Below are 23314 nucleotides of genomic sequence, written 5' to 3'. Positions count from 1 at the left end.
ACAATGAAAATAGGAAACATCGACTTAGGTTCCCGCCCCTTATTGCTCGCCCCCATGGAAGACGTTACCGACATCGGATTCCGTCTCCTCTGCAAACGTTACGGCGCATCGATGGTATATACCGAGTTCGTCAGTGCCGAAGCGTTGGTACGCTCCATACGGAGCACGATGTCGAAACTGACTATCTGCGACGAAGAAAGGCCTGTCGGCATACAAATCTACGGGCGAGACAAGGATGCTATGGTAGAGGCTGCAAGGATAGTAGAGCGTGCCAAACCCGACGTCATTGACCTTAACTTCGGCTGTCCGGTAAAGAAAGTAGCGGGAAAGGGTGCCGGAGCGGGCATGCTTCGCAACGTTCCGCTCATGCTCGAAATAACCCGCGAGGTGGTGAAAGCCGTAAATACCCCCGTCACCGTAAAGACCCGATTGGGATGGGATGCAGAAAATATCATCATCGAAGACCTTGCCGAACAGCTGCAAGACTGCGGCATACAGGCCTTGACCATACACGGGCGCACACGATCGCAGATGTACACCGGCGAGGCTGATTGGTCATGGATTGGCAAGGTGAAAGCCAATCCGCGGCTGCACATTCCCGTCATCGGCAACGGCGACATTGCTTCGCCCGAACAGGCGAAAGAGGCTTTTGAACAATACGGCGTCGATGCCGTCATGATAGGCCGTGCCACGTTCGGTCGTCCATGGATATTCAAAGAAATCAACGACAGCTTGCAAGGCCTTCAACCCGACCCTTCACTCAATGTTCGCGCCAAGATAAGCATCTTAGAAGAGCAGTTGCACATCAATATCGAGCGTATTGACGAATATCGAGGCATCCTCCACACACGGCGACACCTTGCGGCAAGTCCCATCTTCAAAGGCATCCCAGATTTCAAGCAAACGCGTATCGCCATGTTGCGGGCTACCTCTGAAAGCGAACTCCTCGCCATTCTCAACGATTGCCGCAAGCGATTGACTTAACAAGGAGAGACAACTCCGGAAGATTCTGCTGTTGATTCAGGGAATTCCAACGGGCACAAAGCTGTCTGTCACTTTTTTATTCTAAGCATAAAGGACTTCTTCTATCAGTACTAAAGAAAAACTTACGGACATAAAAAAAGGAGTACCGCCGTACTCCAATCAATGTTAACCTTAAATCTAATACTATGAAAAACACGATGCAAAGATAGGCATCATCTTCGCATCGTGCAACTATTTCAACGCGTTTTCTTGTCTGCTACACGCTTTCTTGACTTATATCAATCTCGCGAAAGAGACCGGTTATTCACCCGCTTGGTAGCGTTCCAACCCTAAATCCAAGAAATCCATGTAGCCGGAGATATCCTCCTTATAGCCGAATGAGCCGGTAAGCAGATGCCCCTTGTTGTCTACTGCGACATAAAACGGTTGGGCGTTGGTACCAAACTTGTGACTTTGCAAATAGCTCCACTTATCACCCACAGTGCGCAAGGTACGCTTTTTCCCGTTTTCTTCCACCTCAACAGGCTGCGAAAGCGGTGTCTTATCATCTACGAAGAGCGAGATGAGCACATAGTCTTTGGTCAGTCGTTCCATCACTGCTGGGTCTGTCCACACAGCTGCCTCCATTTTCCGACAATTCACGCAACCGAATCCCGTGAAATCCAGCAACACCGGCTTGCCCTGACGAGCAGCTTCGGCCATGCCTTCGTCATAGTCTGTAAAGGCGGGATGCACCTCTTTATTATTCAGATTGAAATCCTGCGTATTCATCGGAGGGGCAAATGCGCTGACGGCTTTGCAGGGAGCTCCCCACAATCCGGGTAACATGTAGACAGCAAAAGCCAGCGAAAACATGCCGAGAACAATACTCGGTACGGGCATTGCCTCACGTTCGCTGCCATCGCTCTTAAACCTCAGCAAGCCGATAAGATAGAGTCCGAGCATGCCGAAGATAACAATCCAGAGTGAAAGGAAAACTTCTCTGTCCATCAGATGCCATCCATAAGCCAAATCGGCCACAGAGAAGAATTTCAAAGCGAAAGCCAATTCGATGAAACCAAGCACCACCTTGACCGTATTCATCCACGAACCCGATTTCGGAGCCTGCTTTAACCACGACGGGAAAAGGGCAAACAATGTGAACGGAAGGGCAAGAGCAAGGGCAAAACCTAACATGCCGATAGCCGGACCGAGCGTATTTCCCGCAGAAGTTACTTGCACAAGAAGGAAACCGATGATAGGACCTGTGCAAGAAAAACTCACCAATGCGAGCGTAAAGGCCATCAACAAGATAGAGATAAGCCCGCCTGTAGCCGAGGCCTTGTTATCTACCGAGTTAGCCCAGCTACTGGGTAAGGCGATTTCAAACCAGCCGAAAAACGACAAGGCGAAAACGATGAGCAACAGACAGAAGAAGATATTGAACCATGCATTCGTGGCCAAAGCGTTTAAGGCGTTAGGGCCGGCAATTCCCGTCACAATCAATCCGAGTCCTACATATATAATAATGATAGACAACCCGTAAGTAACTGCATCGCGAATGCCTTCCTTCCGACTCTGCGAACGTTTGAGAAAGAAACTCACGGTCATAGGAATAATAGGCCATACGCAGGGGGTGAAGAGTGCCAACAGTCCGCCGATGAAGCCCATACCAAAGATATAGAGCCACGAAGAGTCTGTCGTATCGGTATCTCCGTTCAGCGCTTGCAACTCTTTTACTACGGGTTGCCACAACATCTTATCATCTCCCGCTGTAGCACCCACAACCTTTGCCGTATCCACAGGTTCGGTTTCAGCGGACACTTCGGTTAAGCTATCGCGTTGCTGGCTGGCTGGTGCTTCTGCAGGGCCTTTGCCTTTGAGGTCGAAATCGACCTGTGTGGGCGGCAGACACATTTCGTCATTGCAGGCTCCATATTCCAAATAACCTTTCAGACGGTAAGCCTTTGCCGTTATCTTATAGCGTTGTATGAACTTGACAGTCTTCTCGAAATAGCGCAATTTCTTATTGAAAGCCTTATCAAAATTCGTTATCTCGTGTCCCACCGGTTGCAGTTTCCCCACAAGTTCAGCCCCTTCCATCTTCTCATGGCTGATGGTTGCCGAGATAGGGCCTCCCCCCGGCATGTTTGTAGAATAAACATGCCAACCTTCGTCAATAGTTGCCGAGAAGATAAGACTGACCTCCGAGGGTGATGTTTGCTTCTGTTGTACGCTGAAATGCACGGGGTCTTGCATCTGAGCACTTACACGTTGTGAGAAAAATGTCATCAAAACCGTGGCGAGAAATACGCCGATGGCCATACGGTAGTATTGTTTTTTCATTCTTTATGCTTTGTTTTTATTAGTCATTATATCCAGTACAAATTTATCGGTGGTATCCATTCCGCGGCTTCCGATAGCCGTCAGATTGCGTATGCTCTTGTCTACGTCGTCATCGATAATGCCTTCCACAGAAGTCACATATTTATGCTGAATGGCCAGCATCGCACTCATCACGGCCGTCCCCACGCCTGTCGTGAGTTTCAAAGCACAGCTGGGCTTCGCTCCGTCGCAAATCATTCCGGTCAGGTTTGCTATCATATTCTTCACCGAATACGAGATTTGCTCGTATGTGCCTCCCATAAGATAGGTAATCCCCACACTGCTTCCCGTGCTGGCTACTACGCAACCGCACAGGGCAGACAGTGTGCCAAGGTGTTGTTTGATATAGATGGCTGTCAGATTACTCAATATCAAAGCTCTTATCAGTTCCTCTTCCGTGTTATGATTCTCTTCTGCAAACACTACCACCGGCATGGTTGTACAGATGCCTTGATTACCACTTCCACTATTACTCATGACCGGTATCATGGCACCAGCCATGCGGGCATCGCAGGCACAGCTTGTAGCTGCAAGGATATGAGCATATATGCTGTCGCCCATCACTCCTTTTCCCAAGGGGCTGCACATGGTTTTTCCGAGTTGATGGCCATAGTTCTCACGCAAACCTTGTGCTGAAGCACGTTGATTCAACTCCTTTGCTTCGAGAATAAAGCGCAGGTCTTCAATGTCGGTTGTTAAGGCAAAGTCGTAAACTTTGCGAAGGGTGAGACTGACAGTCTCGTCTTTTATTGCATCGGCAGCACAGGCCTCACGTTGCAACTGCACATCGCCATCTCTGCGCAGGAAGACAAAATTCGTATGCGACCCTTTGATACGTGCCTCTGCTTCATGTCCTCCGCCACTGCAAACTACGTTGATATACAATTTGTCGGGGTCATTTTTTTCCAGCGAAAAGGCTATCCGCTTCTCGGAAATAAAGGTCTTTCCTTCTTCCACAGCTGCCTTATTGCTCTCTTTCAACACTTCCAATCCATAGTCGGATTTGCCTATCAATGCGCCAAGAGCAATGGCAATGGGTAAACCCACCATACCTGTTCCGGGAATACCTACGCCCATGGCATTCTTCATAATATTGGCACTAAGTCTTACTTCAATGTGTTCGGGTTTGCAACCGAGCAACTCCTTCGCTTTTGCCACACACAGTGCCACAGCAATAGGCTCCGTACATCCGATGGCAGGAACCACCTGCCGATGTATCAGATTGATAATGTTCTCACGTTCTTGTTGTTCTATCATTCTCTTGTGTCTTTACGGTGATTTGATTAACAGGCACCTGATGTGCCCCGATTTTTAAGATAACGATAAGATGTAAAATATATTATTCTGCGACCCATCTATTTTATTTATAAAGAAAAGTTGGCCGTTTCGGAAATAATACTTATCTTTGCACAGAAGATATACACAGTGCCGAGGCAGCATTATGCCCGCTTGCAGAACGATGAGCGTTCTCTTTAGATGCACTGATGTACAGAGATTGATAAAACAAAAGGCAGGAATAAGGGATTCCGACATTGCAGAAAGGATGTCGGAATTCTTCATTTTATTGTCTGAAAAGAAAAAACATAAAAATAAAAAGATTATGGCTTACATGTCACAAGAAGGCTATGACAAGATGATAGCCGAGTTGCAGCGTTTGGAAGCAGTGGAACGTCCTAAGATTTCGGCAGCCATTGCCGAGGCAAGAGACAAGGGCGACCTGAGTGAAAACTCCGAATACGAAGCCGCAAAAGAAGCGCAAGCACATTTAGAAGACAGAATCAACAAGATGAAACGCACCATTGCCGAGGCTAAAATCGTAGATACCTCGCGGCTCAGCAATGAGGCTGTGCAGATATTGTCGAAGGTGGAAATGACCAATTTGGGAAATAAAGCGAAGATGACTTATACCATTGTCAGCGAAAATGAGGCCAACCTGAAGGAAGGAAAGATTGCCATCACCACGCCAATAGCACAGGGTTTGCTCAACAAAAAGGTGGGCGATGAGGTGGAAATCGCTATTCCAAGGGGTACGATTAAGCTGAGAATCGACAAAATAAGTATCGAATAAATACGAAAAACGTTTGCCAACAGAGACTGAAGACAAACGAAAGGGAGCAGAAACGGCAAGCTACTCCACATTCGTTGGCGATTGTTTCCGGCTTCTTTCTTCTGTTGCCACATCTTTCCATTACTCAAAACAAAACAAATATGGATATTTTTTCAAAGATTGCAGCAGGCGAAATACCCAGCTACAAATGTGCGGAAGACGCCCAATTCTACGCTTTCTTAGATATCAACCCCTTGGTAAAAGGGCATACTTTGGTTATTCCGCGGCGTGAAATAGACTACTTCTTCGACCTCGAAGACGAAGAGTTAGCGGCCTATCAACTGTTTGCCAAGAAGGTGGCGAAAGCTATCAAGACGGCATTTCCTTGCAAAAAAGTGGCACAAGTGGTATTAGGCTTGGAAGTTCCTCATGCCCATATTCACCTCATCCCGCTGCAATCGGAGGCTGATGCCGATTTCACAAAAGAGAAACTGAAACTCTCCGAGCAGGAGTTTACCGAGATTTCAAATAAAATACGCAAGGCTTTTGAGGCTTTGTAAACCACCCTTTACATTTTCTTTTCTCTCTCTTCTTTGTTCTCAAACATAGAAGAGAGAGAATTTTTTCGCATATAAATAAACCTAAAACAGTTCATTAGAGCTTGTTTAATATTACAATATATTCGTGGCTCATAGTGCTTACTTTAGCTCCAACTTTATTAGTTGGACTCGTTTTAGCCGGCATTCGCTTATTAGGAATTTCTCTTATTATCGTTATTTCATGTTTAAAACCAAACCTTTCAAACATTTCAGCAGTGAAATAGTCTAACGGAATCTGTATACCTTTAACCCTTCTATCGCCAACTACGTAACAAGCGGTACCGCCACTTCTTACAGCTTTAGCGACATTCTCTATAGAGTGATAGTAATCATTCAAGAAAGAAACGACTTCTAAGTATCTCTTATGGTCTAAATCATCTATTTTATCCAACACATTTCTAATGCTATCGGTTTTAAATAGTTCCCCTTTGGCCTTCTTGCCACCCATCAGTAAATTGTCTAAATCCTTTGCATTGTCAAAGTTAAACCATTCATTAGCCCATCTGGAAAACTGACCATAGGCAACAGTAGTACGACTATCACCATATGGAGGAGAAGTTACCACCATATCAACATCACCGTCTTTGATAACGCCCGTGGGAATTTCATACATTGTATTAAAGCCATATATATCCGTTTTTACCTTCTCATAGTCTTTACTACTGTTATTGTAGTCCTTCAATCCGTCTAAGTTTCTAAGTACTTTTCTTTCAAATAAGACAAACGCATCAGGGTTAAACTTAGCTATACTGGCTTCATTCATTCTGTAACGCTTAAACTCTCCATTTCTCGTAAATGACACCTCTCTTATTACTTCCGATAAGGCTACATGAAAAAAATCCTTATCTTTTACCTCTCTAATGAGCTGTGATAAGAATGATAACTTCAGTAAATCCTTTTCATTGTACCAAAACGAGTAGTTAGAAATTCTGTCGAAGTTCCTTTCTATAACCTTATCTTCGGAAAAAAAAACCAATTCTGCCTGTATCTCTCTAAACTGTTTAAGAATAGAATCGTAGTTGTAGTGGGTTGTTTTCACCTTACCCATTAGTCTGGCTAAAGGGTTTAAGTCTGTACCGACAGAGTTGATGCCAGCTAATGACGCTTCGACTAAAGTAGTACCGCTACCCATATAAGGGTCTAATATCAGCTCCAATCTCCCCTCCGGCCTATACTCATCTATCAGAGTTCTGGCTATTTGGGGTATCATCATAGCCGGATAGGTATGATAGCAATGGGTGTACTCTTTGGTGTTAGCTTCCTTGAAGCTCCATTTATCATCAACTTTGCGTTGGTACATATACAGTTCAATTTACTCCAAAATGAGAATACGAAGTCACCAAATACTTTCAAAATGAGAGTGCTTATTCTTCTTTAATCTCATAGATTTGCAACAAAATTAATAAAAAGATGGGAAAAACAAAGTACCAGCAAACTATAATTGCCAAATTGCGAAGATTAAGAGAGGAAAAAGGGTATAGTCAACAGAAGATAGGTTATATCCTCGGACTCAGTAATGGGCAAGTAGGCAATATTGAAAGTACCAAGCAAACACATAAGTACACACTTAGCCAGATAAGAACCCTGTGCAAAGAGTTTCATGTGCGCATAGAACAGATTTTCTTAGAAGAAGATGATCATGAAACGAAAGATGTGATTGATTTATTAATCGACAGAATTATAGCTTATGGAGAATCATAATAAAGAGCTTATGATTGATAGATTCAAAGCAATTAAGGCTCTCGGCTACGTGCCCAGTCATAGGAAACATCACACGGGTATAGGTAAAACCTTTGAAGATTATGTAGGTGTTGTGGAGAACAACCAAGACGAACCGGATCTGGCAGGCTTTGAGATTAAAACACACAGGAAAGAGTCTAACTCTTATGTAACGCTGTTTACTAAAGCTCCTTCATTTCCTAAAGGTGCCAATGCGTATCTTAATGAGAAGTATGGGGAGCCTTATACAGAACCAAAAGAGAAGATAGGGTTAAACAAACTACACACATCTGTATTTGCAAATACTTATCATACATTTGCTGATAAACTTTCTTTCAGGCTGATTAACGACAAAGAAGAAAGGACTATAAGGATAGGCATATATGATTTGGAGTATCAATTAATAGACGATACTGTAGGTTATAATTATGATGTATTGGAAAAGACGCTAAAGAAAAAGCTGCATAACCTGTTTTATGTCAGTGCCGAAAGAAAGCATAAGGGAGATATTGAAGAGTTCTACTTTAATAAAGCGGAGATATATACAGAGCCTTCTTTTGCTAAGTTTTTAGATTTATTAGATGAGGGTAGAATAATGTTTGATATTCGTATAGGCAGTTTTCCAAATGGTAAATCACACGACCACGGAAGCGGATTCAGAATTTTACAACCTCATATAAAAGAGTTATATCATACAAAAGAGACTGTAGAATAAGATAGCAGGATAACAATAAAAAATAAAGAACTTGGCTTTAGCAATTTAAAAGCTATGCTTTCTGCCGCTCATACCTTAGCTTCAACATCCTCAGAGCATAGCTTTGATACGCTAAAAGCTATGCTTTTAAAATCTGGGATGTATCTTCTTGTTTATCAGCAGGTTGTCTTTCGTTCTCTCTCAGTGTAGCCCGCTACGTCTTAGAGGGGACAACAAACCACCTGAATGACCATCCAACAACATCTGTATAGACTGTTACGGGCTATTCGGGATAATGTAAATTCGCCGAAGTAGCACACATGAGTACTTCTTCGAGGTATCGTTTTGCCTCAAGACGTGCCATGGGCAGGTCGTGCAGCAGATAGTTTCCGCAGTCACGAGGGGCAGCGCCGGGGATGTTGCCTTTGAACTCCGCTACGAAGCGAAAGGTGCGTTTCATGAGTTCCAGAATATCTTCCGGTTGCCAATCGCCGCGCATCAACAGATAGTTTCCAGTGAGGCAACCCATCGGTCCCCAATAGATAATGCGGTCTTTCCACTCTTCGTCGTTGCGCAGATAGGTGGCTGCGAGGTGTTCCAGCGTATGTATCGCCCCCTGATGGAGCACCGGCTCGCGGTTGGGCTCTTTCATACGGATATCGAATGTGGTAACGGTTTCGTCGCCCACACGGTCTTTTCTCGACACATAAATGCCTCGCAAAAGGCGTTCGTGGTCAATCGTAAAACTTGGTATCTTGTCCATTTTCTGTAAGATTGCTTAAGTGTTCATCAATCAAGGGGGCACGTTTACGCGATAGCCTCGAGGAAACGGCGGGTTACATCGAAAGACCCTTCGGCCATACGAGCCCAGAAATCGTAGTATTGGGCTGCCTTACTGTCTTTCAAAGGCACATCGCTGATAATGCGGAAAGAGATAAACGGCGTGCCGTAAACATGGCAAGTCTGCGCGATAGAGCAACTTTCCATATCCACAGCCTTGGCTGTGGGGAACTCTGCAAGTATGCTTCGCATCTTCTCCCTGCTGTCTACGAACCAATCGCCGCTCACGATGAGACCGGCGTGCACAGGGGTTTCTCCGCCAAGAGACAACGCTTTTTCTACAAGAGAAGACGGCGACGGATAGACTGCCGGCATGCCCATCATCTGACCGAAAGCACACTCGCTGCCGCAATACACGTCGTGGTATGTGCAATCGGTGCTGACCACAACCTCGGTTACATTGAGATGAACGTCTGCTCCACCGGCTACACCCGTAGAAACGATAAGCTCGGGTTGATAACGGTCTATCATTTCCACAGCACCGATGGTACTATTTACCTTGCCGATACCGCATTCTTGCAGGATAATGTCGTGTTTGCCCATGCGTCCTGTAACAAATTCCTTGCCGTGAAAGGTTTCTGTCATACCATTATTCAGCAATGCTTTCAGTTGCACGAACTCTTTGTTCATGGCAACGATGATTCCTATTTTCATAAGAGCAGATGATGAGTCATTTGTTGATAAGATGGGGATGATGGCCTCTGAAAGCCGTTTCAGAGGCATAGAGGCAGTGCCCCGACTACCAATTGCGCGGGGTGCGGCGATGACAATACGGCTCTGTGCCGTGGCGTTTGTAGTAGTCTTCGTGTTCGCTCTCTGCCTTCCAAAAGGTTGAGGCCTTTGTTACCTCTGTAGCGACATTCAGTCCCAAGGCTTTCAAACGTGCGATAAGGCGTTGCGCTGTCTGCCGCTGGGTGTCATCAAGATAAAAGACGGCCGTTCTGTATTGCGTGCCTATATCGGGTCCCTGACGGTTGATTTCCGTGGGGTCGTGTATCTCGAAAAAGGTTTTCAGTATCTTTTCGTAGGATGTTTTCTTCGGGTCGAAGACAATCCTCACGGCTTCCGCATGGCCTGTCGTATGGGTGCAGACCTCCCGATAAGTGGGGTTTTCTTTGTTGCCGCCGATGTATCCCACCTCGGTAGACAAGACACCGGGCATCTGCTGCATGTAATATTCCACGCCCCAGAAGCATCCGCCCGCCACAATAGCTGTATCTGTAGCAGCTGTTGCTTTGCTTTGGGGTATGAATTTCAAAGAGATGGAGTTCACACAATGCCTCGTATTCTTGCTTGTAAAGCCTTCGCCAAGAAAGACATGCCCCAAATGAGCACCACATCGGGCACAGACAATCTCCGTGCGCATGCCGTCTGCGTCTTTCAAACGACGCACCGCACCGGGTATCTCGTCGTCGAAGCTCGGCCATCCGCAATGGGATTTAAACTTATCTTCCGACTTATAAAGCGGTGCCCCACAGCGTTTGCAGACGTATGTACCGGCTTTGTCGAAGTCGTTGTATTCTCCGGTAAACGGCCTCTCTGTGTGTTTATGCACGATAACGGCCTCTTCTTCGGGTGTCAGTTGATGATATTCCATTGTGTTCGTTTTCTTTTTATCTGTTTTCTCTTTGCTCTGCGAGCAACCTAAGATAGGGTATAGCAATACGAAAGAGGCAAACAGCAACATTTTAGGTTTCATAGCTGTCGTTTTCAAGTGAGATAGGAACGCAAAGGTACTAATTATTTCTAAATCATTGTGTATTTTATGGCTTTTAACTATCTTTGCATAACATAGGCTACACACGGCTATGGAAAAAGAGATGGCCATGCCTGTGGGCGGCACCATCTGCCGAAACAACAAGATAAACGTTGATAACAAAATATGAAGATTTGGAAACAATGGCTGCCGGACGCGGTAGCAGTAGTGATTTTTGCACTCGTTTCATTTGCCTATTTCTTTCCGGCCGACACCGAAGGACGCATCCTTTATCGGCATGACTCTTCCGCAGGACGCGGTGCAGGGCAAGAGGCATTGGAATATTATCAGAGAACCGGCGAGCGTACACGTTGGACGAATTCCACTTTTAGCGGAATGCCTACCTATCAGACCGCCCCATCCTATCGCAGCACGGAAGGGCTTTCGGTGGTGGAAAAAGCGTATCATTTGTGGTTGCCGGAAAACGTTTGGTATGTATTCGCCTATCTGTTGGGCTTCTATATATTGCTTCGCGCGTTTGATTTCCGACAAACTTTGGCGGCATTAGGTGCCATTATCTGGGCTTTTTCCAGCTACTTCTTCATTATCATAGCCGCAGGTCATATATGGAAAGTCATGGCCTTAGCCTATCTTCCGCCCATGATAGCGGGCATTGTACTGGCCTATCGGGGTAAATATCTTTGGGGATTGATTGTCACTGCGTTGTTTGCGACATTTGAAATCAGTGCCAACCATGTGCAGATGACGTATTACTACCTCTTCGTTATCTTGTTGATGGTGCTGGCATTCCTTGTCGATGCCATCCGAAAAAGACAGCTCACACACTTTGCCAAGGCCACATTATCTTGTGGAGCGGGAGCTTTATTGGCCATATGTATCAACCTTTCCAATCTGTATCACACGTGGGAATACGGTCAAGAGTCGATGCGCGGCAAGAGCGAGCTGGTGAAAAAGAATGCGGCAAACCAGACTTCGAGCGGTTTGGAACGAGACTACATCACACAATGGAGCTACGGTATCAGCGAGACATGGACACTTCTCGTGCCCAACACCAAAGGCGGTACGTCGATGTTGCCCATGAGCGCCAATGAAACGGCTATGGCGAAAGCCAATCCCGACTATGCACAAATCTATCAACAGATAGGGCAATATTGGGGCGAACAGCCCGGAACGAGCGGTCCTGTCTATGTGGGTGCTTTCGTATTGATGCTCTTTGTGTTAGGCCTCTTTATCGTGAAAGGCCCCATGAAGTGGGCGTTGCTTGCGGCAACAGTGCTTTCCATCCTGCTCTCATGGGGTAAGAATTTCATGGGACTGACAGATTTCTTCCTCGACAACGTGCCCATGTACGCTAAGTTCCGTACTGTTGCATCGATTCTTGTCATAGCGGAATTTACGATTCCGCTACTCGCCATGCTAACGTTAAAAAAGCTCATAGAAGAACCGGAGATACTGAAAACCCACGCTAAGCAGGTCTATGCAGCCTTTGCATTGACGGGTGGCGTGGCACTTCTCTTTGCATTGATGCCTTCGCTTTTCTTCTCCGACTTCATTTCATCAGAGGAATTGAAGGCGCTCTCACAGATTCCGGCCGACCAACTCAACCCCTTACTTGCAAACTTACGCAGCATGCGCGAGGCGGTATTCAGTGCTGACGCGTGGCGCTCCTTCTGGATTATCGCCATCGGGACGGGCTTCCTCTTCCTGTACAGGATGCGGAAACTGAATGCAACCTACCTTGTGGTGGCGTTGGCAGTGCTCTGTCTCTTCGACATGTGGCAGGTGAACAAGCGTTATCTCAATGATGAAATGTTTGTGGAAAACAGCATTCGCCAAGCACCTCAGCAGAAGACTGCTACCGATGAATTGATTTTACGCGACAAAAGTCTCGACTACAGGGTATTGAACCTTGCCTCTAATACGTTTAACGAGAATGAGACATCGTATTACCACAAGAGTATCGGCGGGTATCATGCAGCGAAACTGCGTCGCTATCAAGAGATGATAGATGCCTATATCTCGCCGGAAATGGAACGGATGATAAAAGTTGTAGCCATGGCAGGTGGCGACATGAGCAAAGTAAACGGAGATTCTATCTATCCGGTACTCAACATGCTGAACACGAAATACATCATCTTCCCCTTACAGGGCGAACAGACGGTACCAATACAGAATCCATACGCATACGGGAATGCATGGTTCGTAGACAAGATAGACTACGTGAACAATGCCAACGAGGAGATAGAACGGGTAGGGAAAATCGACCTCCGACACGCTGCCGTAGCAGATGTGAAATTTAAAGAACAGCTCGGTGAGGCCAAGGAACAGAAAGGAAATGCCATCGTTACGATTACTTCCTACGAACCGAACCAACTCACCTATGATGCCACTTCTACCGACGGAGGCGTCATCGTGTTCTCTGAAATCTTCTATCCGGGCTGGACTGCCACGATAGACGGGCAGCCCGCAGAACTCGGCAGGGTGAATTACATCCTGCGCGCACTCAACGTGAAGCCCGGCACACACAAGATAGAACTGAGTTTCCGCCCCAAGAGTGTGAACACAACAGAGAGCATTGCTTATATTGCCTTTGCTGTATTGATTCTTATTGTCTTGGCTGTTGCATTCTTGGAATGGAAGAGAAAGAAAAAGACACGAGAGAACTAAACGGGCTATGACAGACAGAAAGATGACGGATAGCAAAGCAGCGACACTTGAATTGGGCACGAAACCGGTAGGAAAACTGCTGATGCAGTATTCTATTCCCGCCATTATCGCCATGACAGCTGCCTCCTTATATAATATGGTGGACAGCATCTTCATCGGCCAAGGCGTAGGCCCCATGGCAATATCGGGGCTTGCCATCACTTTCCCTTTTATGAATCTTACGGCTGCTTTCGGTGCTGCCATCGGTGTGGGAGCATCTACCTGTATTTCTGTCAAACTCGGACAACGCGATTATAGCTCCGCCAACAGGATTTTGGGCAATACCTTTACGCTGAACCTCATTGTGGGGATAGCAATTGGAGTAATATGTCTGGTGTTCTTAGACCCCATTCTTCGCTTCTTCGGAGCCAGCAATCAAACCATTGTCTACGCACGAGACTACATGGAAGTGATACTTGCAGGTAACGTGTTCTCACACATGTATTTCGGTCTGAACGCCGTTTTGCGCTCGGCAAGCAAGCCCCGGCATGCGATGTTCGCCACGATATTCACCGTCGTTATCAACACCCTACTCGACCCCATCTTTATTTATACCTTCCAATTGGGCATCCGCGGAGCAGCCTATGCTACCATTCTGTCGCAGATTCTGGCACTGATTTGGCAGATGAAGCTGTTTAGCAACAAGAAAGAGCTCATCCGTTTCACCTCCGGAACTTACCGATTGCAAAAAGATTTGGTACGTAATATCATCGGCATCGGCATGTCTCCCTTTGCCATGAACGTGTGTGCATGTATCGTTGTCATCTTTATCAACAAGGGATTCGTGGCCTATGGCGGCGATTTGGCCGTGGGTGCTTACGGCATAGACAACCGTGTGGCCTTTTTCTTTATCATGATTACCATGGGTGTCACACAGGGTATGCAACCCATTGCGGGCTATAACTACGGCTCCCAGCAACTCGACAGACTGATGAAGGTGCTGAAATATTCCGTATATACAGGCGTTGCAGTCATGACGACCGGCTTTCTCGTGGCCATGTTCCTGCCCGAGCTTTGCGTCAGGATGTTCACTTCCGACGAAACACTCATAGCCATGGCCGTGAGAGGTATCCGTATCGACATGGCAGCCTTTCCCGTCGTAGGCTATCAGATGGTAGTCACCAACTTCTTTCAGAGCATCGGCAAGGCGAAAATCAGTATGTTTCTTTCGCTGTCGAGGCAGCTGCTGTTTCTCATTCCCTTGCTTATCGTCCTGCCACCGCAGCTCGGTGTAGACGGTGTATGGCTCTCGCTACCCGTATCCGATGTCATCGCAGCCATTGTTGCGGCAGTGATGATGTTTATCTATATGAAGAAATTCAACCGACAACATAAAGAATTGACTTATGGAAAGCAAGAGAATTATCATTAATGTGGGGCGACAGCTCGGCAGCGGAGGCCGAATCATCGCTCGGATGCTTGCCGAAGACTTCAACTGCAAGATGTACGACAAGGAAATTCTCAATCTTGCCACCAAAGAAAGCGGGTTCAGTAAGGAGTTCTTTGAGCAGAACGATGAGCAGAAAGGCTTTGTCCGCTCGCTTTTCCATCTGCATTTGCCATACATCAGCGACACCAATTTCTATCACAACAAGTTCTCTCAAGACAGTCTGTTTCAGTTCCAGAGCGATGCCATCCGCAAGGCCGCGGAAGAAAGTTCGTGCGTGTTCGTGGGGCGATGTGCCGACTATGTGCTGCGCGATGTCAAGGAAGCTGTCAGCATTTTCATTACGGCCAACCTCGAAGAGCGTCTCAAGCAAGTGAGCAAACGCCACCTCTGCGATGAAGAAACGGCCGAGAAGCTCATCAACTCCATAGAAAACGAGCGCTCCTCATATTATAATTACTACACAGGAAAAAAGTGGGGGCACAGCACTTCTTACGACATCTGCGTCAATTCGAGCATCCTCGGCATTGAGGGAACCGAACAGTTGCTGGTCGATTACATCAAAAAGAGAATGGAGAAAGCATGAAACGAATCGGCATTATCAGCGATACACACGCCTATTGGGACGATAAATACCTGCATTACTTCGAGCCTTGCGACGAGATTTGGCATGCCGGAGACATCGGTTCCATGGAGGTGGCGCAACGATTGGCCGACTTCCGTCCGCTCAGAGCAGTCTGCGGAAACTGCGACGGGGGAGACCTGCGTCAAATATACAAAACCATTCTTCGCTGGAAATGCGAGGATGTGGATGTGCTGATGACGCATATCGGAGGCTATCCGGGACATTACGCCCCCGAAATCAGAAGCCGTCTGTATGCATCGCCTCCCCGTTTATTCGTTTGCGGACACTCCCATATCCTGAAAGTGCAATACGATCAAACGCTCGGACTTCTCCATATCAACCCGGGAGCTGCCGGCATGCAAGGCTGGCACAAAGAGCGAACCCTCGTCAGGCTCACCATCAAGGGAGACAGATTCGAGGACTGCGAGGTCATTACCCTATCGGATAAAACAAAAACTACCCTATAAAAAAGTATCATTATGAAGACTTATCTCGTTACAGGAGCCGCCGGCTTCATCGGTTCCAACTTTATCAAATACCTGCTTCACAAGCGGTATCAAAACGAAGACATCAAGGTCGTAGCCTTGGATGCACTCACCTACGCCGGAAACCTCGGCACCATTAAAGACGATATCGATGGAAAGAGGTGCATCTTCGTGAAAGGCGACATCCGCGACCGCGAACTGACAGACCGCCTCTTTGCGGAAAACGACATCGACTACGTGGTAAATTTCGCCGCCGAAAGCCACGTAGACCGCAGTATCGAAGACCCCCAACTCTTCTTGGAAACCAACATCCTCGGCACGCAAAACCTGCTCGATGCCGCCCGCCGCGCATGGAATACGGGCAAAGGTGCCGACGGCTATCCCACGTGGAAGCAGGACAAACGCTTCCATCAGGTATCCACCGACGAAGTATATGGCACCTTGGGCGAGACAGGATACTTCACCGAACAAACTCCGCTCTGTCCTCACAGCCCCTACAGCGCATCAAAGACGAGTGCCGACATGATTGTGATGGCCTATCACGACACGTTCCGCATCCCCGTAAGCATTACGCGTTGCTCCAACAACTATGGCCCCTACCACTTCCCCGAGAAGCTCATTCCCCTTATCATCAACAATATCCTCGAAGGAAAGCCCCTCCCCGTCTACGGCAAAGGCGAGAACGTGCGCGACTGGCTCTACGTGGAAGACCACTGCAAGGCCATCGACCTCGTGGTGCGCAAAGGGCGCGAAGGACAGGTGTACAACGTAGGCGGACACAACGAGATGAAAAACATCGACATTGTAAAGCTCATTATCCGCAACATCCACGACATGATGGCCGCCGACAAGAGCCTCCGTCACGTGCTGAAAAAGCAGGAACAGGATGCCAACGGCGAGATAGCAATAGATTGGATCAATGAAAGCCTCATCACATTTGTCACCGATCGCCTCGGACACGACCTGCGCTATGCCATCGACCCATCGAAAATCAGTGCCGAATTAGGCTGGCTACCCGAAACGAAGTTTGCCGACGGCATTGTGAAAACCATCCGATGGAATCTCGAAAATCAACCTTGGATAACCGAGGTGACCAGTGGCGACTATCGCAAATACTACGAACAGATGTACGGGAATCGTTGATTTTCGAGTGGTGCATCAAGTGCACAATCAAAAAATCGACGATTTCGGGACAGTACACCCGATGCAAAGCCCGATTTCAATGATATCAAGACCGCATGAGTGCCAAGTAGCCCCGGCATCATTGATTTCCGGAGCAAAGAGTGCCAAACAGTCCCGGCATCATTGATTTCCGGAGCAAAGAGTGCCAAACAGTCCCGGCATCATTGATTTCCACGCTCCCCCCATCGCTCGCCTATTCCATTCCATAGTTAGACACCTTGTCCGAATGAAACACTTTGAAAACATACTCATCGACCTGCCACGCATCACCGACCCGCGTGGAAATCTCACCGTAGCGCAGTGCTTCGACCACGTGCCGTTCTGCATCCGACGCGTTTACTGGGTGTACGACGTGCCCGCAGGAGAATGCCGCGGCGGCCATGCCCACAAGCAATGCAAAGTGATGCTCGTGGCCGTGAGCGGCTCGTTCCACGTCACACTCGACAACGGCACAGAGCGACGCACCTTTCTACTCAACCATCCCTACCAAGGATTGCTCATCGATACCAACGTATGGCGTACCCTCGACGATTTCTCAGCAGGCGCAGTATGCCTTGTTTTGGCATCCGAGAACTTCGAAGAATCGGATTACATCAGAGACTACGATGCGTTTTTAACCCACGTAAGATGTTTGAAATAAGACGATACGACGACCGCCGGCACGACGAATGGAATGCTTTCGTGGCACAATCCAAAAACGGTACGTTTCTGTTCGACCGCCGCTACATGGATTACCACGCCGACCGATTCGCCGACCATTCGCTGATGGCCTATCGCAACGGCCGCCTTTACGCCCTGCTGCCTGCCCACAGAGAAGGCGACCGCTTGCTTTCTCACGGCGGATTGACCTACGGCGGCCTCATCACCGACGCCCATACCACAGCTGCCGACACCGTTGTGCTCTTCCAAGAATTGGCCGAACTGCTGCGTGCCGACGGCATCCGGCAGGTCTACTACAAAGTCATGCCGTGGATATACCACTGCCTGCCCGCCGAAGAAGACCTCTACGCGCTCTTCCGCACAGGCCATGCGCGGCTCGTCGCACGAGACATCGCCTCGGTCATCGACCTATCCCACCCGCTCAGATGGGAACGCGTGCGCCGCAGAGCCTTGGCGCGGGCACAGCAAAACGGCATCACCGTGGAACAAGCAGACGACTTCGCTCCCTTTTGGCAGATACTCACCGACAATCTGAGCCACAGATACGGTGTCCGACCCGTCCACACCTTAGACGAAATCCGCCTGCTCCACGCGCGCTTCCCCGACAACATCGTCCTCTACAACGCTTATCACGACGGCAATATCATCGCAGGTGTCGTGCTCTATCTCACGCCCCAAGTCGTCCATGCCCAATATAGTTCGTCCACCGAAGAGGGCAAGAAAATCGGCGCGATGGACGCCCTTTATCACACCATTTTCAACCAAATCGACACCGACCGCTACCGCTTCTTCGACTTCGGGCGCTCCACCGAACACGAAGGCTCTTATCTCAATGCCTCGCTCATCTTCCAAAAAGAGGGATTGGGCGGCCGCGGCATGTGTTACGATGCTTACGAATGGACGCTCTATGATTAAATACCTCGACCTTCAAAAGATAACGGCCATGCACGCCGATGAATACCGTGAGGCCGTTCTTGCCGTGACCGACAGCGGCCGTTACTTGTTAGGACCGGCCGTCGAGACCTTTGAGCACGCCTATGCCGCTTACATCGGCACCCATCATTGCATCGGCTGCGGCAACGGACTCGATGCGTTGACACTCATCTTCCGCGCTTATATTGAGATGGGAGTGATGCGTGCAGGCGACGAAGTCATCGTTCCCGCCAACACCTACATTGCCTCCATCCTCTCCATCACGGAAAACGGTCTCACGCCCGTGCTGGTCGAACCTGCGATTGACACGTTTCAAATAGACCATTCGCTCGTGGAACGCGCCATTACCCCTCGCACCCGCGCCCTTCTGCTCGTACATCTCTACGGCCGATGCGCCTACAACCACACCCTTGCAACCATCTGCCAACGCCATGGTCTCAAGCTCATCGAAGACAATGCGCAGGCACACGGCTGTCTGTTTGAAGGCCGACGGACGGGTAGTTTGGGAGACATCGCCGCCCACAGCTTCTATCCGGGCAAGAATCTCGGAGCCTTCGGCGATGCCGGAGCCGTGACAACCAACGACCATCGCTTGGCCGACATCGTTCGCGCGCTGGGCAACTACGGTTCCTCACGCAAGTATGTGTTTCCTTATCGAGGTGTAAACAGCCGCCTCGACGAGCTTCAAGCCGCCGTACTCTCCGTGAAATTAAAATATCTCGACGCAGACAACGCCCGCCGCAAGACCATCGCCCGCTACTATGCCGACAACATCTGCAACCCGCGCCTGCAACTTCCCGACATGGCAGAACCCGACGCTCACGTCTTCCACATCTATCCCCTGCTGTGCAAAGACCGAGACCGCTTGCAGCAATACCTCGCCGATTGCGGCATCGAAACCCTCATCCATTATCCCATCCCGCCCCATCGGCAGGATTGTTACCCCGAGTGGCACACGCTTTCGCTACCCGTCACAGAACAGATTCACCGCGAAGAACTCAGCATTCCCTTACATCCCGCCCTTTCCGATACCGAGATTCACGCTATTACAGAAGCCCTCAACGCTTTCCGCAGCTGACCCGTCTTTTTACAAAAGCTGCATATAAACTTCTTTAAAAGCATATCGTCTTCCGATAAAATCTCTACCTTTGCAGGAAATAGAGAGACCCCACACATGATAAAATCCATTCAAAGTGCCATCAACTTCTTCTCGCTGGCCAACTGCTCGCTGAAGAAACACAAGCCGACCGACAAGAAAGAACTGCAGGAAGACTTTCTGAAACTGCTCTATGAGCAGGGCGGAAACCTCTCCGTAGAGCAGACCTATGCCACGGGAAAGACCATGGGCATCAGTCGCGAAGAGCTCGCCGGCATCATCGGAACGCTCCTTTTGCAGCGCGAAATCTCGATGACCGACACCCTGCAACTCACTCCCCAAGGGCGCACCCACGCCCTGAAACTCATCCGCGCCCACCGTATCTACGAACAATATCTGGCCGAACATTCCGGCTACGCTCCTCCCGAATGGCACGAAAGGGCACACCGAATGGAGCATAAGATGACGGATGCCGAACAGGAACGTATCGTTTCGCTGCTCGGAAACCCGCTCTACGACCCTCACGGCGACCCTATCCCTACCCATTCGTTGGCCATTGCGCCCAAAGAAGATACCGCCCGCCCGTTCAAAGAACAATCGTGGTGGCGCATCACCCACGTGGAAGACGACAACAAGGCGCTCTTCACCGTTATTACCGAAAAAGGACTGACCCAAAATTCCATTATCTTCGTTACTCGAATCAACAGCAATGGCTTCACCTTCACTTACGAAGGCGAGACTTTCACCCTGCCCCTTGCCGCACAAGAGGCGATGAATAAGGTGGAAATCACCGAAGAAGAAGCCCGCTGCAACATTGAAACCTCCGCCTACCGGCTTACCCGTCTCACTCCTGACACACAGGCACTCATCGTGGGGCTGTCGCCTTCGTGCCGCGGTGCGCTGAGGCGTCGGCTCATGGACCTCGGCTTCGTAAAGGGCAGCAGCGTAAGCATTGATATGAAAAGTCCGCTCGGCAATCCTATAGCCTACATCATTCGAGGCACCGCCATTGCCCTCCGCCACGACCAAGCACGCTACGTTCTCGTTGCCAATCCATAACCATCCGCATGCCGTCGCCCGTCGTCGGCCGCTTTTCTTTTATCCTCTCATAATTATATATAGAATGAATAAAACTCCCCATACATCCCCTTGCGCAGGTTGTCCGCAAGCTGCCATGCACAGCCTGCACCGCCGCGGCACGCAGGCCGACCACGAACGCTACGTCATTGCCTTAGCCGGTAACCCCAACACGGGCAAAAGCACGGTCTTCAATGCCTTGACCGGATTGAAACAACACACGGGTAATTGGCCGGGAAAGACTGTCGGAAAGGCCGAAGGATTTTTTACTTATCAGGATGAAACCTATCGAATCGTGGATTTGCCGGGCACTTATTCGCTCTCCTCTACCAGCGAAGACGAGGAGATAGCCCGCGACTTCATCCTTTTCGGACAACCCGACGTAACCGTGATGGTGGCCGATGCCACGCGATTGGAACGCAACATGAACATGATTCTGCAAGTGTTGCAGATTACAGACAAAGCCGTGTTGTGCGTCAACCTGCTCGACGAAGCGAAGAGAAACAACATCTCTATAGACCTGAATGCCCTTTCACGCCGCTTGGGCATACCCGTGGCAGGTTGTTCGGCACGCTCCGGAAAGGGTATCGACCAGCTGCTCGACCTCACCCGCCAAGTGGCCACGGGCGAATACATGTGTAAACCCTTCCGCAACATCGACCTGCCTCCGGCCGCGGCACGACCTATCAAACAGTTGGCACAGCGGGTGAGCGAGACATACCCACACGTAAGAAATGCCGAATGGATAGCTTTCAGACTGATTGAAAGCGATGCTGGCGTACAAAAACAATTTGGAAATGCCGAACTCAACGCCCTTGCCGAAGAGATTCACTTGCAGATGGGCAGTAATTTCCATGACCAATGGATGGAGGAAATCTATGCCCGCGCACAAGAAATCTGCCAAGCGGTCGTGCAACAACCCGACAATCATGGCCGGTTACCTTTGGATATCAAACTCGATCGCATACTTACCCACCGCTTCTGGGGCTTTCCCATCATGGTAGCCCTGCTCGCTTTTGTATTCTGGCTTACCATTATCGGCTCCAACTACCCGTCAGACTGGCTCAACGAACTGCTGGTAGGTATCATCCACCCTTGGCTCCAACAACTCTTTACGGCAGCGCATGCCCCTGCATGGGTAACCGGATTGTTTGTAGACGGCATCTACCTGACTACCGCATGGGTGGTTTCCGTCATGTTGCCCCCCATGGCCATCTTCTTTCCCCTTTTCACTTTACTCGAAGATTTCGGCTATCTGCCCCGCGTGGCTTTCAACTTAGACGAACTCTTCCGTCGTTCCGGTGCCCACGGCAAACAAGCACTCACCATGAGCATGGGCTTCGGATGCAATGCCGCCGGTGTGGTTTCAACACGCATTATCGACAGTACACGCGAACGATTGATTGCCATCATCACCAATAACTTTTCGCTTTGCAACGGCCGTTGGCCTACACAGATACTGCTGTCTACGCTCTTTATCGGTGCTGCCGTTCCCCATCAATACAGCAGTCTGGTATCGTTGGTGGCCGTCATGGGCATTGTCTTAACCGGTGTAGGGTTCATGTTCGGCAGTTCTTGGGTGCTTTCGCGTACCGTGCTGCGTGGTGAAGTGTCCACATTCCACCTCGAGTTACCGCCTTACAGACCGCCTCAACTGTTGCAAACGCTTTACACTTCGCTCATCGACCGTACCCTTATCGTGCTTTGGCGTGCCATTGTGTTTGCTGCTCCCGCAGGGGCTGTCATTTGGTTGTGTTGCAATCTCACCATCGGTGGTGAAAGCATAGCGCAATATCTGATAGCTGCACTCGATACGCCGGGCTGGGTCATGGGATTGAACGGCGTCATTCTGCTGGCCTATCTTTTAGCGATTCCCGCCAATGAGATAGTGATACCCACGATACTGATGCTCACTCTGCTTGTTTTAGGACAAACAGATGCCGCAGCGGCAGGCGTATTGATGGAGGGAACGGCCGAGCAGACAAAGGATATTCTCACGCTGGGCGGGTGGAACTTGCTCACAGCCGTTTGTCTCATGGTGTTCTGTCTGCTGCACCATCCGTGCAGTACCACGATTTACACGATATACAAGGAGACCAAAAGCGTAAAGTGGACAGCACTCGCCACCTTGCTGCCCTTGGTGTTGGGCATCATCGCCACCTCGCTTATCGCATTCGTTTGGAGACTCTTTTCATAATC

The 23314-nt window shown here is 48.9% G+C and carries 21 protein-coding genes; 15 read left to right on the top strand and 6 right to left on the bottom strand.

Translation table 11 applies throughout. From position 1 onward, the window contains the following. Nucleotides 1-3 precede the first annotated feature (3 nt). Nucleotides 4-984: a tRNA dihydrouridine synthase DusB gene (gene dusB, locus HMPREF0658_RS08695; RefSeq protein WP_006950262.1), complete on the top strand. Its 981-nt coding sequence runs from the start codon at nucleotides 4-6 to the stop codon at nucleotides 982-984. Nucleotides 985-1284: 300 nt separating this feature from the next. Here dusB and HMPREF0658_RS08690 read toward each other — a convergent pair whose 3' ends face one another. Both HMPREF0658_RS08690 and HMPREF0658_RS08685 read right to left on the bottom strand, forming a co-directional pair. Further along, on the bottom strand, nucleotides 1285-3309 hold the full coding sequence (locus tag HMPREF0658_RS08690; RefSeq protein ID WP_006950261.1) for a protein-disulfide reductase DsbD family protein: 2025 nt from the start codon (nucleotides 3307-3309) through the stop codon (nucleotides 1285-1287). A 3-nt stretch (nucleotides 3310-3312) separates the two neighbouring features. After that, nucleotides 3313-4605, bottom strand: a complete 1293-nt coding sequence (locus tag HMPREF0658_RS08685; protein ID WP_006950260.1) for an L-cysteine desulfidase family protein — start codon at nucleotides 4603-4605, stop codon at nucleotides 3313-3315. Nucleotides 4606-4948: 343 nt separating this feature from the next. Between HMPREF0658_RS08685 and greA the strand changes: the two genes are divergently transcribed. Next, on the top strand, nucleotides 4949-5416 hold the full coding sequence (gene greA, locus HMPREF0658_RS08680; protein ID WP_024990980.1) for a transcription elongation factor GreA: 468 nt from the start codon (nucleotides 4949-4951) through the stop codon (nucleotides 5414-5416). 140 nt (nucleotides 5417-5556) lie between these two features. Beyond that, nucleotides 5557-5955 carry an HIT family protein gene (locus HMPREF0658_RS08675; protein ID WP_006950256.1) on the top strand — a complete coding sequence of 133 codons (399 nt, stop codon included), beginning with the start codon at nucleotides 5557-5559 and terminating at the stop codon, nucleotides 5953-5955. A gap of 94 nt (nucleotides 5956-6049) precedes the next feature. On the opposite strand, the gene HMPREF0658_RS08670 is transcribed toward HMPREF0658_RS08675, so the two are convergent. Next, entirely contained in the window at nucleotides 6050-7294 is a 1245-nt protein-coding gene (locus tag HMPREF0658_RS08670; RefSeq protein WP_006950254.1) for a TRM11 family SAM-dependent methyltransferase, read from the bottom strand. A 110-nt stretch (nucleotides 7295-7404) separates the two neighbouring features. Between HMPREF0658_RS08670 and HMPREF0658_RS08665 the strand changes: the two genes are divergently transcribed. Both HMPREF0658_RS08665 and HMPREF0658_RS08660 read left to right on the top strand, forming a co-directional pair. Next, nucleotides 7405-7695, top strand: coding sequence for a helix-turn-helix domain-containing protein (locus tag HMPREF0658_RS08665; protein WP_006950252.1), 291 nt, complete (start codon nucleotides 7405-7407; stop codon nucleotides 7693-7695). 10 nt (nucleotides 7696-7705) lie between these two features. Continuing rightward, nucleotides 7706-8428: an MvaI/BcnI family restriction endonuclease gene (locus HMPREF0658_RS08660; protein WP_244860909.1), complete on the top strand. Its 723-nt coding sequence runs from the start codon at nucleotides 7706-7708 to the stop codon at nucleotides 8426-8428. Between the two features lie 262 nt (nucleotides 8429-8690). Here the strand turns inward: HMPREF0658_RS08660 and HMPREF0658_RS08655 are convergent, their stop codons facing one another. From HMPREF0658_RS08655 to HMPREF0658_RS08645, 3 genes are all read right to left on the bottom strand, one after another. Then, entirely contained in the window at nucleotides 8691-9170 is a 480-nt protein-coding gene (locus HMPREF0658_RS08655) for an S-ribosylhomocysteine lyase (RefSeq protein WP_006950248.1), read from the bottom strand. A 44-nt stretch (nucleotides 9171-9214) separates the two neighbouring features. Further along, nucleotides 9215-9901 (bottom strand): 5'-methylthioadenosine/adenosylhomocysteine nucleosidase, encoded by a 687-nt coding sequence (locus HMPREF0658_RS08650; protein WP_024990979.1) that lies wholly within the window; start codon nucleotides 9899-9901, stop codon nucleotides 9215-9217. Between the two features lie 85 nt (nucleotides 9902-9986). Continuing rightward, a complete protein-coding gene (locus tag HMPREF0658_RS08645; RefSeq protein WP_024990978.1) occupies nucleotides 9987-10946 on the bottom strand; it encodes a bifunctional methionine sulfoxide reductase B/A protein in 960 nt (319 codons plus the stop codon). Nucleotides 10947-11129: 183 nt separating this feature from the next. Between HMPREF0658_RS08645 and HMPREF0658_RS08640 the strand changes: the two genes are divergently transcribed. From HMPREF0658_RS08640 to feoB, 10 genes are all read left to right on the top strand, one after another. Next, the gene (locus tag HMPREF0658_RS08640; protein ID WP_006950241.1) at nucleotides 11130-13631 is read left to right on the top strand and encodes a YfhO family protein; all 2502 of its coding nucleotides are present in this window, start codon (nucleotides 11130-11132) and stop codon (nucleotides 13629-13631) included. 7 nt (nucleotides 13632-13638) lie between these two features. Continuing rightward, nucleotides 13639-15042, top strand: coding sequence for an MATE family efflux transporter (locus HMPREF0658_RS08635; RefSeq protein WP_006950240.1), 1404 nt, complete (start codon nucleotides 13639-13641; stop codon nucleotides 15040-15042). After that, nucleotides 15017-15643 (top strand): cytidylate kinase-like family protein, encoded by a 627-nt coding sequence (locus tag HMPREF0658_RS08630; protein WP_006950239.1) that lies wholly within the window; start codon nucleotides 15017-15019, stop codon nucleotides 15641-15643. The genes HMPREF0658_RS08635 and HMPREF0658_RS08630 overlap by 26 nt, the downstream gene beginning before the upstream one ends. Next, a complete protein-coding gene (locus tag HMPREF0658_RS08625; protein ID WP_006950238.1) occupies nucleotides 15640-16149 on the top strand; it encodes a metallophosphoesterase family protein in 510 nt (169 codons plus the stop codon). The genes HMPREF0658_RS08630 and HMPREF0658_RS08625 overlap by 4 nt, the downstream gene beginning before the upstream one ends. 12 nt (nucleotides 16150-16161) lie before the next feature. Then, nucleotides 16162-17310 (top strand): dTDP-glucose 4,6-dehydratase, encoded by a 1149-nt coding sequence (gene rfbB / locus HMPREF0658_RS08620; protein ID WP_006950237.1) that lies wholly within the window; start codon nucleotides 16162-16164, stop codon nucleotides 17308-17310. Between the two features lie 265 nt (nucleotides 17311-17575). After that, a complete protein-coding gene (locus HMPREF0658_RS08615; protein WP_006950236.1) occupies nucleotides 17576-17989 on the top strand; it encodes a sugar 3,4-ketoisomerase in 414 nt (137 codons plus the stop codon). Next, nucleotides 17977-18924, top strand: a complete 948-nt coding sequence (locus tag HMPREF0658_RS08610) for a GNAT family N-acetyltransferase (protein WP_006950234.1) — start codon at nucleotides 17977-17979, stop codon at nucleotides 18922-18924. Before HMPREF0658_RS08615 ends, HMPREF0658_RS08610 begins: the two co-directional genes overlap by 13 nt. Further along, nucleotides 18917-20020, top strand: coding sequence for a DegT/DnrJ/EryC1/StrS family aminotransferase (locus HMPREF0658_RS08605; protein ID WP_006950233.1), 1104 nt, complete (start codon nucleotides 18917-18919; stop codon nucleotides 20018-20020). The genes HMPREF0658_RS08610 and HMPREF0658_RS08605 overlap by 8 nt, the downstream gene beginning before the upstream one ends. A 96-nt stretch (nucleotides 20021-20116) precedes the next feature. Further along, nucleotides 20117-21097 (top strand): metal-dependent transcriptional regulator, encoded by a 981-nt coding sequence (locus HMPREF0658_RS08600; protein ID WP_006950232.1) that lies wholly within the window; start codon nucleotides 20117-20119, stop codon nucleotides 21095-21097. Between the two features lie 64 nt (nucleotides 21098-21161). Then, the gene (feoB, locus tag HMPREF0658_RS08595; protein WP_040557732.1) at nucleotides 21162-23312 is read left to right on the top strand and encodes a ferrous iron transport protein B; all 2151 of its coding nucleotides are present in this window, start codon (nucleotides 21162-21164) and stop codon (nucleotides 23310-23312) included. Nucleotides 23313-23314 lie beyond the last annotated feature (2 nt).

Origin of the sequence: Hoylesella marshii DSM 16973 = JCM 13450 (genome assembly GCF_000146675.1) — a bacterium.
Lineage (GTDB): Bacteria > Bacteroidota > Bacteroidia > Bacteroidales > Bacteroidaceae > Prevotella > Prevotella marshii.
Note: the sequence above shows the minus strand (reverse complement) of the source record. Positions and strands in the feature narration are given on the sequence as shown.

What these genes read in the sequence shown, in the direction of transcription:
- HMPREF0658_RS08655 (WP_006950248.1), bottom strand. Translation starts at nt 9,170, where the DNA reads ATGGACAAGATACCAAGTTTTACGATTGACCACGAACGCCTTTTGCGA.
- HMPREF0658_RS08660 (WP_244860909.1), top strand. Translation starts at nt 7,706, where the DNA reads ATGATTGATAGATTCAAAGCAATTAAGGCTCTCGGCTACGTGCCCAGT.
- HMPREF0658_RS08635 (WP_006950240.1), top strand. Translation starts at nt 13,639, where the DNA reads ATGACAGACAGAAAGATGACGGATAGCAAAGCAGCGACACTTGAATTG.
- HMPREF0658_RS08665 (WP_006950252.1), top strand. Translation starts at nt 7,405, where the DNA reads ATGGGAAAAACAAAGTACCAGCAAACTATAATTGCCAAATTGCGAAGA.
- HMPREF0658_RS08610 (WP_006950234.1), top strand. Translation starts at nt 17,977, where the DNA reads ATGTTTGAAATAAGACGATACGACGACCGCCGGCACGACGAATGGAAT.
- HMPREF0658_RS08605 (WP_006950233.1), top strand. Translation starts at nt 18,917, where the DNA reads ATGATTAAATACCTCGACCTTCAAAAGATAACGGCCATGCACGCCGAT.
- dusB (WP_006950262.1), top strand. Translation starts at nt 4, where the DNA reads ATGAAAATAGGAAACATCGACTTAGGTTCCCGCCCCTTATTGCTCGCC.
- HMPREF0658_RS08685 (WP_006950260.1), bottom strand. Translation starts at nt 4,605, where the DNA reads ATGATAGAACAACAAGAACGTGAGAACATTATCAATCTGATACATCGG.
- HMPREF0658_RS08645 (WP_024990978.1), bottom strand. Translation starts at nt 10,946, where the DNA reads ATGAAACCTAAAATGTTGCTGTTTGCCTCTTTCGTATTGCTATACCCT.
- HMPREF0658_RS08640 (WP_006950241.1), top strand. Translation starts at nt 11,130, where the DNA reads ATGAAGATTTGGAAACAATGGCTGCCGGACGCGGTAGCAGTAGTGATT.
- HMPREF0658_RS08600 (WP_006950232.1), top strand. Translation starts at nt 20,117, where the DNA reads ATGATAAAATCCATTCAAAGTGCCATCAACTTCTTCTCGCTGGCCAAC.
- HMPREF0658_RS08625 (WP_006950238.1), top strand. Translation starts at nt 15,640, where the DNA reads ATGAAACGAATCGGCATTATCAGCGATACACACGCCTATTGGGACGAT.
- HMPREF0658_RS08675 (WP_006950256.1), top strand. Translation starts at nt 5,557, where the DNA reads ATGGATATTTTTTCAAAGATTGCAGCAGGCGAAATACCCAGCTACAAA.
- HMPREF0658_RS08670 (WP_006950254.1), bottom strand. Translation starts at nt 7,294, where the DNA reads ATGTACCAACGCAAAGTTGATGATAAATGGAGCTTCAAGGAAGCTAAC.
- HMPREF0658_RS08630 (WP_006950239.1), top strand. Translation starts at nt 15,017, where the DNA reads ATGGAAAGCAAGAGAATTATCATTAATGTGGGGCGACAGCTCGGCAGC.
- HMPREF0658_RS08615 (WP_006950236.1), top strand. Translation starts at nt 17,576, where the DNA reads ATGAAACACTTTGAAAACATACTCATCGACCTGCCACGCATCACCGAC.
- HMPREF0658_RS08650 (WP_024990979.1), bottom strand. Translation starts at nt 9,901, where the DNA reads ATGAAAATAGGAATCATCGTTGCCATGAACAAAGAGTTCGTGCAACTG.
- greA (WP_024990980.1), top strand. Translation starts at nt 4,949, where the DNA reads ATGGCTTACATGTCACAAGAAGGCTATGACAAGATGATAGCCGAGTTG.
- HMPREF0658_RS08690 (WP_006950261.1), bottom strand. Translation starts at nt 3,309, where the DNA reads ATGAAAAAACAATACTACCGTATGGCCATCGGCGTATTTCTCGCCACG.
- feoB (WP_040557732.1), top strand. Translation starts at nt 21,162, where the DNA reads ATGAATAAAACTCCCCATACATCCCCTTGCGCAGGTTGTCCGCAAGCT.
- rfbB (WP_006950237.1), top strand. Translation starts at nt 16,162, where the DNA reads ATGAAGACTTATCTCGTTACAGGAGCCGCCGGCTTCATCGGTTCCAAC.